Consider the following 15,643-nt stretch of genomic DNA (forward strand, 5'->3'; position numbering starts at 1 on the left):
TCAACTTAAAACCGATGGGGCGCCGGCGGCGTCTACGGAGTTGCTGCAATGAGCAAAGAACTTTTGCTGGTGGTTGACGCGGTTGCCAATGAAAAAGGCGTGCCGCGTGAAGTGATTTTCCAGGCCATGGAAGCGGCACTCGCGTCCGCCGCCAAAAAGCGCTATCCGGATGAAGATCCGGACGTGCGCGTGGTCATCGATCGCCACTCCGGCGATTACGAAACGTTCCGTCGCTGGGAAATCATCGCCGACGACGGTGAAATGGAATCGCCGTACCACCAGGTGCGCCTGATGGACGCCGTCGACGAGCGCGAAGGCGCCGAGGTCGGCGAATACATCGAGCAGCAGGTCGAGAACGCCGAATTCGGCCGCATCGCCGCCCAGGCCGCCAAGCAGGTGATCGTGCAGCGCGTACGCGAAGCCGAGCGCATGCAGGTGGTCGATGCTTTCCGCGAACGCGTGGGCGAGCTGGTCACCGGCATCGTCAAGCGCGTCGAGCGCGGCAACGTCTATCTGGACCTGGGCAGCAATGCCGAGGCCTTCATCCCGCGCGACCGTACCATTCCGCGCGAGTCGGCCCGTGTCGGCGACCGCGTGCGCGGTTACCTCTACGAAGTACGTTCGGAAGCCCGCGGCCCGCAGCTGTTCGTGTCGCGCGCCGCACCGGAATTCATGATCGAGCTGTTCAAGCTCGAAGTGCCTGAAGTGGGCCAGGGCCTGGTCGAGATCAAGGGCTGCGCCCGCGATCCGGGCGACCGCGCCAAGATCGCCGTGGTCGCGCACGATACCCGCACCGATCCCATCGGGGCCTGCATCGGCATGCGCGGTTCGCGCGTGCAGGCCGTGTCCAACGAGCTCAATGGCGAGCGCGTGGACATCATCCTGTGGCATGAAAATCAGGCCCAGTACGTCATCAATGCGATGGCGCCGGCCGAAGTGCAGTCCATTATCATGGACGAAGAGAAGCACTCGATGGACATCGCCGTGGCCGAGGACAAGCTGTCCCAGGCGATCGGTCGCGGTGGCCAGAACGTGCGCCTCGCCAGCAAGCTCACCGGCTGGCAGCTCAACGTGATGACGCAGGACCAGGTCGCCGCCAAGAGCGAGGCCGAGCAGGAATCCGCACGCCAGCTGTTCATGGAAAAGCTGGAAGTGGACCAGGAGATCGCCAACATCCTCGTGCAGGAAGGCTTCTCCAGCGTCGAAGAAATCGCCTACGTGCCGAGCGCCGAGCTGCTGGCCGTGGAAGGTTTCGACGAAGACATTGTTGAAGAGCTCCGCGCCCGCGCCCGCGACGCGCTGCTCACCGAAGCACTGGCGGTGGAAGAGGGCATCGACGAGCATCAGCCGTCTGATGAACTCCTGCACCTGCCGGGCATGGACGAAGCCACCGCGTTTGCGCTGGCTTCGCGTGAAGTGGTCTCGGTGGACGATCTGGCCGACCTCGCGGTTGATGACCTGATCGATATCGATGGCATGGACGAGGAACGCGCTGCGGCGCTGATCATGGCAGCACGTGCGCCGATGATCGCTCGTCTGGAGAAAGGTGGCTAACCGCGGGCGGTAGCGCTCTGGAAGAGCGCACCGAGGAGGGCTGAGATGCCTCCACCAGGGATGGGTTGGCTGTGCAGGCGAAGCCGCACGGACGTTAAGCGCGGGAACGGCGGAGAAAGAACACGATGTCGGACGTAACGATCAAACAACTTGCCAAGGTACTTGGCATGCCGGTGGACAGGCTGCTTGGGCAGCTGGGCGAAGCTGGCATGAAATTCTCCGATCCGGAGCAGATCATCAGCAGCACCGAAAAGGTGAAGCTGTTGGGCTTCCTGCGCCGTACCCATGGCAAAACCGAGATCAGTCCCGCGGAAGCGGACGACAGCTCGCCCCGCCAGATCACCCTCAAGCGTCGCAAGGTCAGCGAGCTCAAAGTCGCCACGCCGGGCGGCCGCGGTGCTGCTGCCAGCGCCAAGACGGTGAACGTCGAAGTGCGCGCCAAGCGCACCTACGTCAAGCGCAGCGTCATCGCCGAAGAAGCGGGCAATGACGTCGAGCGCGAAGACGCCGTGCGCAAGCTGCAGGAATCTCAGACGCAGCGCGACCACGAAGAAACCGAGCGCCTGGATGCGGATCGCCGCCGCCAGGAAGAAGCCCAGCAGCGCGCCGAAGAAGCTCAGCGCCAGCGCGAGGCCGAAGAAGAACAGCGTCGCCAGCAAGCCGAGGCTGAGGCCGCTGCGCACGCCAGGGAACAGCTGGAGCGCCAGGTGGCAGCCGATGCCGTCTCGGCACCCGCACGCGGCGAGTCCGCGCCTGTGGCGGCCGAGCCGGTCAGCGCCGACGTTGCCGAAAAGCAGGCCCCGGTCGAGCAGGCGGTGCAGCGCATCGATCACAGCTCGCTCGGCATGATTGTGCCGACCATCCACGAGCCGCGTCGTCGCGAGAAGAAAGTCGTCGTGGTGGTGCCGCCTCCGGCCGCCCCGGCTCCCGCCGCCGCCCCGGCGGCAGCGCCCGCCGCAGCGGCAGCGCGCACGCCAGGTGCAGCTCGCACCCCAGGCAGCGCCCCGGGTGCTGCAGGCGCCCCAGGTGCCGCGGCAGCGCCGGCTGGCAGCGGCAACAAGACCCGTTATGCCCGCGAGCGCGAGGAAGGCCCTGGTGGCAAGCGCTTTGCGGCAGGCGAGATGCACCTGAGCGACGCCGACCGTGCGCGCCGCTCCAGCAACAACAAGCGTGGCGGCAAGTCCGGCCGTGGCCCGAGCCGCGATACCTCGCGGTATAGCAGCCCGTCCTCCAGCGGCCCGCATGGCTTTACCCGTCCGACCGCCGCCGTCGTGCGCGAGGTCGTGATCGGCGACCACAACGTGGTGGCCGATCTGGCCAACAAGATGGCGGTCAAGGGTTCGGAAGTGGTCAAGGCCCTCTTCAAGATGGGCGTGATGGCCACCATCAACCAGACCATCGACCATGACACCGCGGTGCTGGTGGTCGAAGAGCTGGGCCACACCCCGGTGGCGGCAAGCGAGAACAACGCCGAAGCCGCGCTGGCTGCGCACACGCAGAACGCCGAGCTCGAGGGCGAGAAGAAGCCGCGTCCGCCGGTGGTCACCATCATGGGCCACGTCGACCACGGCAAGACCTCGCTGCTCGATTACATCCGCCGCACCAAGGTGGCCTCGGGCGAAGCCGGTGGCATCACCCAGCACATCGGCGCGTACCACGTGGAAACGCCCAAGGGCGTGATCACCTTCCTCGACACCCCGGGTCATGCGGCGTTTACGTCGATGCGCGCCCGCGGCGCCCAGTCCACCGATATCGTGGTGCTGGTCGTGGCTGCCGACGACGGCGTCATGCCGCAGACGGCCGAAGCCGTGCAGCATGCACGCGCCGCCAAGGTGCCGCTGATCGTGGCGCTCAACAAGATGGACAAGTCCGACGCCAATCCGGACCACGTCAAGCAGGGCCTCGGCAATCTGGAAGTGATTCCGGAAGAGTGGGGTGGCGACACGCCGTTCGTGGCCGTCTCGGCCAAGACCGGCATGGGCATCGACGACCTGCTCGACGCCATTTCGGTGCAGGCCGAAGTGATGGAGCTGACCGCCGTGGAAGATGGCCCCGCCTCCGGCGTGGTGATCGAATCCAGCCTGGACCGCGGTCGCGGCCCGGTGGCGACGGTGCTGGTGCAGCAGGGCACGCTCAAGCGCGGCGACTTCGTCGTCTGCGGTATCGAGTACGGCCGCATGCGTGCGCTGATCGACGAAGCTGGCAAGACCGTGCAGGAAGCCGGTCCGTCGATTCCGGTGCAGGTGCTGGGTCTGTCCGGCGTACCGGAAGCCGGTGACGACTTCGTGGTGGTGGCCGACGAACGCCTCGCCCGTGAAGTGGCCGCCGAGCGTCAGCTCAAGCGTCGCGAAACGCGCATGGTCAGCAAGGCCAACCGCCTTGAGGACATCATGGCCCAGATGGCCCAGGGTGCCGAGCAGCAGACGCTCAACATCCTGGTCAAGGCCGACGTGCAGGGTTCGGTGCAGGCGCTGCGCGAATCGCTCAGCCAGATCGGCAACGAGAACGTGAAGGTCAACGTGATCGCCGCTGGCGTCGGTGGCATCACCGAGTCCGACGCCACGCTCGCCGCCGCCTCCAAGGCGCTGGTGATCGGCTTCAACGTGCGTGCCGATGCGTCGGCCCGCAAGGTGATCGATACGTCGGGCCTCGATGTCCGCTACTTCTCGATCATCTATGACGTGATCGACCAGGTGAAGCAGGCCGCTTCGGGTCTGCTGGGCAAGGAAATTCGCGAAGAGATCATCGGCATCGCGCAGGTGCGTGACGTGTTCCGCAGCTCCAAGTTCGGCGCAGTGGCCGGTTGCATGGTCATCGAAGGCACGGTCAAGCGCAGCAAGCCGATCCGCGTGTTGCGCGACAACACCGTGGTCTTCCAGGGCGAACTGGAATCGCTGCGTCGCTTCAAGGACCTGGTCGACGAAGTGCGCAACGGCATGGAATGCGGTATCGCCGTGAAGCAGTACAACGACGTCAAGGTCGGCGACCAGATCGAATGCTTCGAGCGTATCGAGGTTGCCCGCACGCTGTAACAGTGGACGGCCCGCAGGTCGGGCCGACACTTGCAGTGGTGGTTTCCAGGCGGGCGGTGTGGATGACCACATCGCTCGCTTCGTTTTTCAGGACCCGCCATGCCGAGCGGGCCTTACATTGATGAGTGCAGCCATGGATGGCCGCTTTTTGATCCTCGCGTTCAAGGATGAACGCAAAAACCTAGGAGTGCGTCATGCCTTCACGCGATTTCAAGCGTACCGACCGCGTCGGCGCCGAGCTGCGCCGCGAGCTGGGCCTGCTGGTCCATGCCGCCGTGCGCGATCACGGCCTGCCGCTGATGAGCGTGTCGGACGTGGAAGTCACCCGCGATCTGGATTGGGCCACGGTGTGGATCACGGCCTTGCAGCCGGAGCGTTCCCTTGAAGCCATGAAGGCTCTGAAGGAGCTGGCGGTGGAATTCCGCCGCGAGCTGTCCCGCACGATGCGCCTGCGTCGCGTGCCGGAATTGCGCTTCAAGTACGACGACTCGGTGGACAAGGGCGAGCGCATCGAGAGCCTGCTGCGTCAGGAAGCTGCACGCATGCCGGCTGCGGATGAGGAAGGCGAGGGCGAAGGCGAAAGTGAAAAGGGCTGAGCGTCGGTTTCGAATCTAGCCTCGACATTCGTCTCCCCCTCACCGTCATTCCGGCTTTCGCCGGAATGACGGTGAGGGTGTAGGCAGCTCAATGCAGATTTTGAACAAGCTCCATGAGTAAAACTCCCATGAAGCGCAAGATTCGTTTTCGCGACCTGCACGGCATCGTGCTGTTGGACAAGCCACTGGAGCTGAGCTCCAACGCGGCCCTGCAGGTGGTTCGCAAAGGCATTTTCCGGGCAGAGAAGGGCGGCCACACCGGCGCGCTCGATCCGCTGGCCACCGGCCTGCTGCCGCTGTGCTTCGGCGAGGCGACCAAGCTGGCCGGCATGCTGCTGGGCTCGCGCAAGGCCTATCTGGCGCAGTGCCGCCTGGGCGCCACCACTTCCACCGCGGATCTTGAAGGCGAGATCGTGCTGGAGCGGCCCGTGCCCGCGCTCACCGACGCCGCCATCGAGGCCTCGCTGGCCAAGCTGCGCGGGCGCATCACCCAGGTGCCGCCCATTTATTCCGCCATCAAGCTCGATGGCGAACCGCTGTATGTGAAGGCGCGGCGCGGCGAAGCCGTGGATGTGCCTTCGCGCGAGGTAGAGGTCTACCGGCTTGACGTGGTGTCGCGCACGGATGACAGCCTCACGCTGTACGTGGAATGTGGTTCGGGCACCTATGTGCGCAGTCTCGCCGTCGATCTGGGCGAGGATCTGGGCTGCGGCGCCCATCTGACGGCGCTGCGCCGGCTATGGGTCGAGCCGTTCCGGGAGCCGGCCATGGTGACGGTGGACCAGCTGCAGGCGGCGCTGGAGCAGGGCGACGATGCGCTGCTGCCGCTCTTGCTCCCGGTCTCCGCCGCCCTGGCCGATCTGCCCGCCATGCACCTGGACGCCGAGCGCAGCCTGGCTGTCTCACAGGGCCAGCAGATTCCGGTGGATCCGGACCTGACCGGCCGGCATGCCGTATTCGCCGACGACGGTCGCCTGCTCGCCCTGAGCGAGGCGGTGGGCGGAAAACTGTGCATTGTGCGGGGTTTTAACCTGCCCCCAGATGGCAAACATAAGCACTGACTATGACGGTCTTGTTGTCATAGGGCTCCGGTCGCTACAATACGGAGCTTGTTCCAGACTTTTCATTCATCTAGGCGAAGCTTGCGCAACGTCACCCATGTGATGTTGCGCAAGCTTCGCACCGCTTTTTTAGGAAGAGATACCAATGTCCCTTACCGCTGAACAGACCGGCAAAATCATCGCTGACTTCGGCCGCGTGCCGAACGATACGGGTTCGCCGGAAGTGCAGGTCGCCCTGCTGTCGGCCCGCATCGACCACCTCACCGGCCACTTCAAAGAGCACAAGCAGGATCACCATTCCCGCCGTGGCCTGCTGAAGCTGGTCAACCAGCGCAAGCGTCTGCTTGCCTACCTGAAGGATCGTGACCTGGCTCGTTACCAGGGCCTCATCGAGCGCCTCGGCCTCCGCCGGTAATTTTTGCGTTCCTCCGTGAACGCAAAGATCAAAGCGGCCATCCGTGGCCGCATTCTTCAAATTTGGAAAACCAATGGCGAAAGTAACCAAGTCATTCCAGTTCGGTAATCACGAAGTCACACTGGAGACGGGCGAAATCGCCCGCCAGGCTTCGGGTGCCGTCATGGTCAGCATGGGCGGCACGGTTGTGCTGGTCACCGTGGTGGCCAATGCCAAGGCGAAGGAAGGGCAGGATTTCTTCCCGCTCACCGTCGACTACGTCGAGAAGTTCTACTCCGCGGGCCGTATCCCGGGTGGCTTCTTCAAGCGCGAAGGCCGCCCGACCGAGAAGGAGACGCTGACCTCGCGTCTGATCGATCGTCCGGTGCGCCCGCTGTTCCCGGAAGAGTTCAAGAACGAAGTGCAGGTCATCGCACAGGTCGTCTCGCTGAACCCGGAAGTCGACGGCGACATCCCGGCCATGCTGGGCGCCTCCGCTGCGCTTAGCCTCGCCGGCATCCCGTTCAAGGGCCCGATCGGCGCTGCCCGCGTCGGTTACGCCAACGGCAAGTACCTGCTCAACCCGACCGCCACCGAGCTGAAGACCTCCGAGCTTGACCTGGTCGTCGCCGGCACGTCCAACGCCGTGCTGATGGTGGAATCGGAAGCCAAGCTGCTGTCCGAGGAAGTGATGCTCGGCGCCGTGGTGTTCGGTCACCAGCAGCTGCAGGTGGCCGTCCGCGCCATCGCCGAGCTGGCCACCGAGGCCGCCCGTCCGTCCATGTCCTGGTCCGCCCCGGCCCGCAACGAGTCGCTGATCGCCGCCCTCACCGGCGCCGTCGGCAACCAGCTGGAAACTGCTTTCCAGGTGCGCGACAAGCTGCAGCGCCGTGACGCCATCGCCGCCATCAAGAGCGACGTGCTCGCCTCGCTGGCCGCCGATGTCGAAGCCAAGGGCTGGGACAAGGCGGAGCTCTCGAAGGAGTTCGCCGAGCTCGAATACCGCACGATGCGCGACGGCGTCCTCAAGACGAAGATCCGCATCGACGGCCGCAACCTGGACGATGTCCGCCCGATCACCATCCGTGTCGGCGTGCTGCCGCGCACCCATGGTTCGGCGCTGTTCACCCGTGGCGAAACCCAGGCGCTGGTCGTGACCACGCTGGGCACCACCCGCGATGCGCAGATCATCGATGCGCCGGAAGGCGAGTCCAAGGATCCGTTCCTGTTCCATTACAACTTCCCGCCGTTCTCGGTCGGTGAAGCCGGTCGCTTCGGCGCGCCGAAGCGTCGCGAAATCGGCCATGGCCGTCTCGCCAAGCGCGGCGTGCAGGCCGTCAAGCCGAGCATCGAAGAGTTCCCGTACGTGGTGCGCGTGGTTTCGGAAATCACCGAATCTAACGGTTCCTCGTCGATGGCTTCGGTGTGCGGTTCGTCGCTGGCCATGATGGACGCGGGCGTTCCGCTGAAGTCGCCGGTCGCCGGTATCGCCATGGGTCTGGTCAAGGAAGGCAGCGACTTCGTCGTGCTGTCGGACATCCTGGGTGACGAAGATCACCTCGGCGACATGGACTTCAAGGTGGCCGGTAGCGCCGATGGCATCTCCGCGCTGCAGATGGACATCAAGATCGACGGCATCACCGAAGAGATCATGAAGGTGGCGCTGGAACAGGCCAAGCGTGGTCGTCTGCACATCCTCGGCGAAATGGCCAAGGTGATCAGCACCGCCCGCACCGAGATGAGCGAGTTCGCCCCGCGCCTGCTCACCATCAAGATCCATCCGGACAAGATCCGCGAAGTGATCGGCAAGGGTGGCGCGACCATCCGTTCGATCACCGAAGAGACCGGCACCACCATCGACATCAGCGATGACGGCACCGTGATCATCGCCTCGGTCAACCGCGAAGCAGCCAACGCCGCCAAGGCGCGCATCGAGCAGATCGTCTCCGACGTCGAGCCGGGCCGCATCTACGAAGGCAAGGTTGCCAAGCTGATGGACTTCGGCGCATTCGTGACCATCATGCCGGGCAAGGATGGCCTGGTGCACGTCTCGCAGATCTCCAGCGAGCGCGTGGAAAAGGTCTCCGACAAGCTGAAGGAAGGCGATATCGTCAAGGTCAAGGTGCTCGAAGTGGACAAGCAGGGCCGTATCCGCCTGTCCATGAAGGCCGTGACCGAGGACGAAGGCACCAACGCCTAAGTCGTCGATCCAAGGTACCTACAGAAGCCCGGCGAAAGCCGGGCTTTTGCTTTTGGGGGTTTGCATGACTGCCCGCTGATGGTGCGCTGCGATGCATTCGACTTTGGGCCCGAACTAATGCGCTTTTTGCGTCCGTCGCAACATGCTTTTGCTACGATGGCTTGAGCATGAAGAGGACGTGGGCATGGCCGACCCGGCGAATGACTTTCTGAAGGACTACCAGGCGATGGCGCAGCAATCCTGGGAAGCCTGGACACGCTACCTGCAGCAGCCAACGGCTTCGGCGCCCTTCGGTGCAGGAGCCTCGCCGTTCGGATCGATGGGCGCCGGCGATGACTTGATGGCGCGCAGCATGGCCGCGCTCAAGGGCTATGGCGACTGGTTGCAGGGCGCTGCGAGCAGCGGCCTCGGGCAGGGTCCGGCCGACTGGCAGCAGTCCTTGCAGCAGCTCTTTTCGTCGCTGGGCGGCCAGCCGTTTGCGCATGCCTTTGCCAGCATTGACAGCGAGGCCGCCAAGAGCTTTGCCCAGATGTGGCAAGGCTGGATGCAATCCAATCCGCCGAGCTTTGGCGGCATGAAGTTCGACGTCGAGCATATGGCTGCCTTTGGCTATACGCGTGAACGCCAGCGCATGCAGCAGGCGCTGGCGACGGCCATGCAGGATTACGCCGAATGGGCCGGCAAGTACCAGGCCCTGATCCAGCGCGCCAATACGGAAGGTTTTGAACGCCTGCAGTCCAAGCTGGCCGGGCTGGCCGAGTCGCCCAAGCAGATCGAATCGCTCAAGGCGCTCTACGATCTGTGGGTGGACGCAGCCGAAGAGGCCTATGCGCAGATCGCGCTGTCGGAAGAATTCCGCCATGCCTATGGCGAGATGGTCAATGCACAGGGCCGCGTGCGCCAGTTGCAGCAACAACAGCTCGATGCCTTGTGCCGCGAGATGGGTATGCCGACGCGCAGCGAAGTCACCGCACTTGGCAAGCGCCTGCATGAGCTGCGTCGCGAACTGCGTGAAGGCCGTTCACCGCAGCGCGAGGACGAATTGACGTCGTTGCGCGCCGAAGTGGCTGCGCTCAAGCGCCAGCTGGCGACCAAGCAAGAGACCGTCAAGCCGGTCGAGAAAAAGGCGCCGTCGCGCGCCACCAAGCGAGCCTCGGAAAGCATCGACGTCAGCGGCTCGAAGAAATCATCTGCCGTGGCCGCCCGCAAGACCGTTGCGCGCGGCGTCAAGCGCACGCGCAAGTAAGGATTATTTATGCAACCACCGCTACGCCTGGACCCGGCCGCGCTGATGGGCGAAATCACCGCTTTCCAGCGCAAACTGGCTGCGGGTATGGAGCATCTCAAACGGCAGCTTGAGCCCGACTACGCCAACACGCCGCGCGAGCTGGTGTACCGCGAGGACAAACTCTCGGTGTGGCGCATGAAGGGGCAGGGCAAGCCGACGGCGAAGACGCCGACGCTGATCGTCTACGCCCTGGTCAACACCGTCTGGATGACCGACCTGCAGGACGATCGCTCCATGGTGCGCAACCTGCTTGAGCAGGGCGAAGATATTTACCTGCTCGACTGGGGCTATCCCGACGCCGCCGACCGCTGGCTTGGGCTCGACGACTACATCAACGGTTATCTCGACCGTTGCGTGGATGCCGTGAGCAAGCAGGCGGGCGTGGACGCGATCAATCTGCTCGGCATCTGCCAGGGCGGCACGTTCTCGCTGTGCTATGCCGCGACGCACGGTGAGAAGGTCAAGAACCTGATCACCATGGTGACGCCGGTCGATTTCCAGACGCCGGACAATATGCTGTCGAGCTGGTCGCAGCAGATGGACGTCGATCTGTTTGTCGACACCATGGGCAATATTCCCGCCGAGCTGCTCAACTGGGTCTATCTCACGCTCAAGCCTGTACGCTTGAATCAGCAGAAATACGTGGGTCTGGTCGACATCCTCGACAACCCGAAAGAGCTGCAGAACTTCCTGCGCATGGAACGCTGGATCTTCGATTCGCCGGACCAGGCGGGCGAGGCGTTCCGCGAATTCATCAAGGAGTTCTACCAGCAGAACAAGCTGATCAAGGGCGACCTCATCATCGGCGGCAAGCCGGTGGATCTGGGCATGATCACCCAGCCGGTGCTGAATATCTTCGCCGAGCAGGATCATCTCGTGCCGCCGGATGCGTCGCGTGCGCTGCAGCGGCATGTGGGCAGCACCGACTACACGCAGATCGCCTTCAAGGGCGGCCATATCGGCATCTATGTGTCGGGACGCGCGCAGCGCGAAGTGCCGCCGGCTATCCATCAGTGGCTCAGTACGAGAAACTGAGCTTCATCCACCGCAACCACAGGGCACAGTCATGGAAAAGCGCCTGCATCGATCACTGACGGACCGCAAGATCGCCGGCGTCTGCGGCGGGATCGCCGAGTACCTCGGCTGGGATCCGACCTTGGTGCGCGTGCTGTGGATCGTCCTCACCTTCCTGGGTGGCTCGGGCATCGTGGCTTATCTGATTCTCTGGCTCGTCATGCCCGACGGCCCCTGAGCTCGCGGCTGGCGCGTTGCGCGCCGCCGACATTCGTTTTCATCGCTGGGTTTTGTGTTTTATGGATTACGACCGTTACGACCGCATCCGTGCCGTACAGTGGCAGGGTGATCATCTCCGTTTGCTCGACCAGCGCCTGCTGCCGCAGGAAGAACGCTGGATCGACTGCGCCAACGCCGCCGATGTGACCCAGGCCATCAAGGACCTGGCGGTGCGCGGTGCGCCGGCCATCGGCATCGCGGCGGCGTGGGGCGTAGTGCTGGCGGCCAAGCAGGGACAAGCGCTGGAACCGGCGCTGGCCATGTTGCGCGCCGCTCGTCCGACTGCAGTCAATTTGATGTGGGCGCTGGATCGGATGAAGTCGCGTATCGCCGCGGGCTCCGATGCAGCCGCACTCGAGCGCGAAGCGCAGGCCATCCAGGACGAGGACCTCGCGGCCAATCGCCATATGGGCGAACTGGGCGCGGCCTTGATCGCGCCGCATTCGGGCGTGCTCACGCACTGCAATACCGGCTCGCTGGCGACGTCCGGTTTCGGCACGGCGCTGGGCGTCATCCGTGCGGGCGTCGCCGGCGGTCGCATCGAGCAGGTGTTTGCGGGCGAGACGCGACCGTGGCAGCAAGGTGCGCGCCTGACCATGTGGGAGCTGGTGCGCGATGGCATTCCCGCCAAATTGATTGCTGACTCCGCTGCTTCACATTTGATGCGCTCGGGTGCCGTGCAATGGGTGATCGTGGGCGCCGATCGCATCGCCGCCAATGGCGACACAGCCAACAAGATCGGCACCTACCAACTCGCCATCGCCGCTCGCCATCACGGCGTGAAGTTCATGGTGGTGGCGCCGTCGTCAACCGTCGACATGGCGACCGCCTCCGGTGAAGACATCGAGATCGAGCTGCGCGATTCGGCCGAGCTGCTGGCGGTGGCTGGCCGCCGCACCGTGGTGGAAGGCGCGGATGCGTGGAACCCGGTGTTCGACGTGACGCCGGCCGACCTCATCGATGCCATCGTCACCGAACGCGGCGTGATCGAGCGTCCGACCACGATCGCCATGCAGGCGCTGTTTGGTCGATGAAGCTTTCCCGGCAATTCTTCCTTTTCACGATCGGAGGCGTCATCGGCTTTATCGTTGACGCCGGCCTCGCCCAGGCCCTGGTGAGCTGGAATGGCTGGAACCCGTACTACGCGCGCGTGGTTTCCATTCCCTTGGCGGCCACGGCAACCTGGTTGTGGAATCGCCGGCAGACTTTCAAGAACAACGAAAGCGGGCGCGGCCTGTTCTCCGAATGGCTGCACTGGATGGCGCTGATGGGCGTGGGCGCACTGGTCAATTACGGCACGTACGCCGCGCTTTTGATGGGCTTTCCGATGCTGCATCGCTGGCCTGCCATCGCCACGGCAGGCGGTTCCTTCGTCGCTGCCGTGTTCAATTTTTCGACAGCGCGCCTGATGCTTTTCAAGGGCGCCAAAACGTCCGCGTAAGCCATTGATCCATATAGTGAAAATACTGTGAATCCCACGTCAAACGTGGTACACTTCACAGGTTATCTCAAGGTAGCCCGCGCCTAGTTCCTGGGGGAGCGCGCCGGAGCCCTCTACTTCATCATGGAAGCCGATTGATGGCAGAACTCGCCAAAGAAGTCATTCGCGTCAATATCGAAGACGAGATGCGTCAGAGCTACCTCGATTACGCCATGAGCGTGATCGTGGGACGCGCCCTTCCCGATGTCCGCGATGGTCTGAAGCCGGTCCATCGCCGCGTTCTGTTCGCCATGAACGAACTGGGCAATGCATGGAACAAGCCCTATAAGAAATCGGCCCGCGTGGTCGGTGACGTGATCGGTAAATACCATCCGCATGGCGATTCGTCGGTGTACGACGCGATCGTGCGCATGGCGCAGCCGTTCTCGCTGCGCTACATGCTGGTCGACGGCCAGGGTAACTTCGGTTCGGTCGACGGCGACAACGCCGCAGCGATGCGATACACCGAGGTGCGCATGTCGCGCCTCACGCAGGAGCTGCTCGCCGACATCGACAAGGACACCGTCGACTTCGGCCCGAACTACGACGAAAGCGAACACGAACCGCTGGTGTTGCCCACCCGCGTGCCGAACCTGCTGATCAACGGTTCGGCCGGTATCGCCGTGGGCATGGCCACCAACGTGCCGCCGCACAACCTCACCGAGGTGGTGTCGGCCACCATCGCCCTGATCGACGAGCCCACGCTGTCGATCGACGATTTGATGCATTACATCCCCGGTCCGGATTTCCCGACCGCCGGCATCATCAACGGCTCGTCGGGCATCGTCGAGGCGTATCGCACCGGTCGCGGCCGCATCCTGGTGCGCGCGCGCGCCGAGATCGAGACCGAGTCGAACGGCCGCGAAACGATCATCATCCACGAGCTGCCGTATCAGGTGAACAAGGCTCGCCTGATCGAAAAGATCGCCGAGCTGGTCAAGGAAAAGAAGCTCGAAGGCATCAGCGAACTGCGCGATGAGTCCGACAAGGACGGCATGCGCGTGGTCATCGAGATCCGTCGCGATTCGATGGGCGACGTGGTTCTCAACAACCTGTTCCAGCAGACGCAGCTGCAGGTCACGTTCGGCATCAACATGGTCGCGCTTCTGGACGGCCAACCGCGTCTGTTGAACCTCAAGGACATCCTCGAGGCCTTCATCCGCCACCGCCGTGAAGTGGTGACACGCCGTACCATCTTCGATCTGCGCAAGGCTCGCGCCCGCGCGCACATCCTCGAAGGCTTGACGGTTGCGCTGGCCAACATCGACGAGATGATCGAGTTGATCCGCACGTCGGCGTCGCCGGCCGAAGCGCGCGAGCGCATGCTGGCGCGCAAGTGGCAGCCGGGCATGGTCGCCACCTTGCTGGAAGCCGCAGGTGCGGAAGCCTCGCGTCCGGAAGACATGGATCCGCGCGAAGGCCTCAAGGCCGAGGGTTATCAGCTGTCCGAAGTGCAGGCGCAGGAAATCCTCGCCATGCGCCTGCATCGCCTCACCGGCCTGGAGCAGGAGAAGCTGTCCGACGAGTACCGCCAGGTGCTGGAGACCATTCGTGGTCTGATCGAAATCCTGGAAGACCCGGCGCGCCTGCTCACGGTGATCCGCGACGAGCTCGAAGCCGTGAAGGAAGAATTCGGCGACAAGCGTCGCACCGAAATCCAGCATTCGCAGGAAGACCTCAACGTCCTCGACCTGATCGCGCCGGAAGACGTGGTGGTCACGCTGTCGCACACCGGTTACGTGAAGCGCCAGCCGGCCAGCACGTATCGTGCGCAGCGCCGTGGCGGCAAGGGTCGTTCGGCCTCCGCGTTGAAGGACGAGGATTTCGTCGAGCAGCTGTGGGTGGTCAACACCCATGACACGCTGCTCACCTTCACCAGCACCGGTCGCGTGTACTGGCTCAATGTGTACCAGATGCCGGAATCCGGCCCGAACGCTCGCGGCAAGCCGATGGTGAACTTGCTGCCGCTGGGTCCGGGCGAGAAGGTGCAGGCGGTGCTGCCGGTGCGCGAATACACCGAAGACCAGTTCGTGTTCTTCGCCACCAAGCAAGGCACGGTGAAGAAGACGCCGCTGACCGAGTTCGCGTTCCAGCTGCAGAAGGGCAAGATCGCCATCAACCTCGATGAGGGCGATGCGCTGGTCAACGTCGCGCTGACCGGCGGCAACAGCGATGTGCTGCTGTTTGCGTCCAACGGCAAGACGGTGCGCTTCGATGAATCCGAAGTCCGCTCGATGGGCCGCACGGCCACCGGCGTGCGCGGCATCAAGCTTGGCGAAGGCGCCGAAGTGGTTTCGCTGATCGTGGCGGCCGAGGGCGACATCCTCACCGCCACCCAGCGTGGCTACGGCAAGCGCACCACGCTTGACGAGTTCCCGAAGAAGGGCCGCGGCACGCAGGGCGTCATCGGCATCCAGTGCTCCGAGCGCAACGGCAACCTGGTCGCTGCCATCCAGGCCAGCGAAGCGCACGAGCTGATGCTGATCTCCGACCAGGGCACGCTGGTGCGTACCCGCGTGGCGGAAGTCTCGCAGCTGGGCCGCAATACCCAGGGCGTCACGTTGATCCGCCTGCCGGCCGACGAGAAGCTGGTGAGCGTGGTGCGCCTCGACGCGGAAGTGGAAAACGGCGAAGTCGAGGGCGAAGAAGGCCCGATCGATGCCGCTCCGGAAGCACCTGCCGACGGCGAGTGATCGTTACTCGTTCGGTGAAAGAAACCCGGCTACGGCCGGGTTTTTTTTGGGC

General features: G+C 63.9%; 12 protein-coding genes. All 12 read left to right on the forward strand.

Going from position 1 to position 15,643, the window contains the following annotated elements; genetic code table 11:
• Positions 1-48: 48 nt before the first annotated feature.
• The 12 genes from nusA to gyrA all read left to right on the forward strand — a co-directional run bounded on the left by nusA (position 49) and on the right by gyrA (position 15,591).
• Positions 49-1,554, forward strand: a complete 1,506-nt coding sequence (gene nusA, locus AC1DMY_RS07675; protein WP_477164379.1) for a transcription termination factor NusA — start codon at positions 49-51, stop codon at positions 1,552-1,554.
• 125 nt (positions 1,555-1,679) lie between these two features.
• Entirely contained in the window at positions 1,680-4,586 is a 2,907-nt protein-coding gene (infB, locus tag AC1DMY_RS07680) for a translation initiation factor IF-2 (RefSeq protein ID WP_477164380.1), read from the forward strand.
• Between the two features lie 194 nt (positions 4,587-4,780).
• On the forward strand, positions 4,781-5,182 hold the full coding sequence (gene rbfA, locus AC1DMY_RS07685) for a 30S ribosome-binding factor RbfA (protein WP_477164381.1): 402 nt from the start codon (positions 4,781-4,783) through the stop codon (positions 5,180-5,182).
• 113 nt (positions 5,183-5,295) lie between these two features.
• Entirely contained in the window at positions 5,296-6,243 is a 948-nt protein-coding gene (gene truB, locus AC1DMY_RS07690; protein ID WP_477164382.1) for a tRNA pseudouridine(55) synthase TruB, read from the forward strand.
• A gap of 145 nt (positions 6,244-6,388) precedes the next feature.
• Positions 6,389-6,658 (forward strand): 30S ribosomal protein S15, encoded by a 270-nt coding sequence (gene rpsO, locus AC1DMY_RS07695; RefSeq protein WP_102304155.1) that lies wholly within the window; start codon positions 6,389-6,391, stop codon positions 6,656-6,658.
• Between the two features lie 73 nt (positions 6,659-6,731).
• Entirely contained in the window at positions 6,732-8,837 is a 2,106-nt protein-coding gene (pnp, locus tag AC1DMY_RS07700) for a polyribonucleotide nucleotidyltransferase (RefSeq protein ID WP_477164383.1), read from the forward strand.
• Between the two features lie 184 nt (positions 8,838-9,021).
• Positions 9,022-10,083, forward strand: coding sequence for a poly(R)-hydroxyalkanoic acid synthase subunit PhaE (locus AC1DMY_RS07705; protein ID WP_477164384.1), 1,062 nt, complete (start codon positions 9,022-9,024; stop codon positions 10,081-10,083).
• A 9-nt stretch (positions 10,084-10,092) separates the two neighbouring features.
• Positions 10,093-11,160, forward strand: a complete 1,068-nt coding sequence (phaC, locus tag AC1DMY_RS07710; protein WP_477164385.1) for a class III poly(R)-hydroxyalkanoic acid synthase subunit PhaC — start codon at positions 10,093-10,095, stop codon at positions 11,158-11,160.
• A 31-nt stretch (positions 11,161-11,191) separates the two neighbouring features.
• The gene (locus AC1DMY_RS07715) at positions 11,192-11,377 is read left to right on the forward strand and encodes a PspC domain-containing protein (RefSeq protein ID WP_121880953.1); all 186 of its coding nucleotides are present in this window, start codon (positions 11,192-11,194) and stop codon (positions 11,375-11,377) included.
• Between the two features lie 61 nt (positions 11,378-11,438).
• Positions 11,439-12,452: an S-methyl-5-thioribose-1-phosphate isomerase gene (gene mtnA / locus AC1DMY_RS07720; RefSeq protein WP_477164386.1), complete on the forward strand. Its 1,014-nt coding sequence runs from the start codon at positions 11,439-11,441 to the stop codon at positions 12,450-12,452.
• Positions 12,449-12,859, forward strand: a complete 411-nt coding sequence (locus tag AC1DMY_RS07725) for a GtrA family protein (protein ID WP_477164387.1) — start codon at positions 12,449-12,451, stop codon at positions 12,857-12,859. Before mtnA ends, AC1DMY_RS07725 begins: the two co-directional genes overlap by 4 nt.
• 137 nt (positions 12,860-12,996) lie before the next feature.
• Positions 12,997-15,591 (forward strand): DNA gyrase subunit A, encoded by a 2,595-nt coding sequence (gyrA, locus tag AC1DMY_RS07730; protein WP_477164388.1) that lies wholly within the window; start codon positions 12,997-12,999, stop codon positions 15,589-15,591.
• The last annotated feature ends 52 nt before the right edge of the window (positions 15,592-15,643 follow it).

This window comes from Dyella sp. 01L423, from assembly GCF_056399945.1.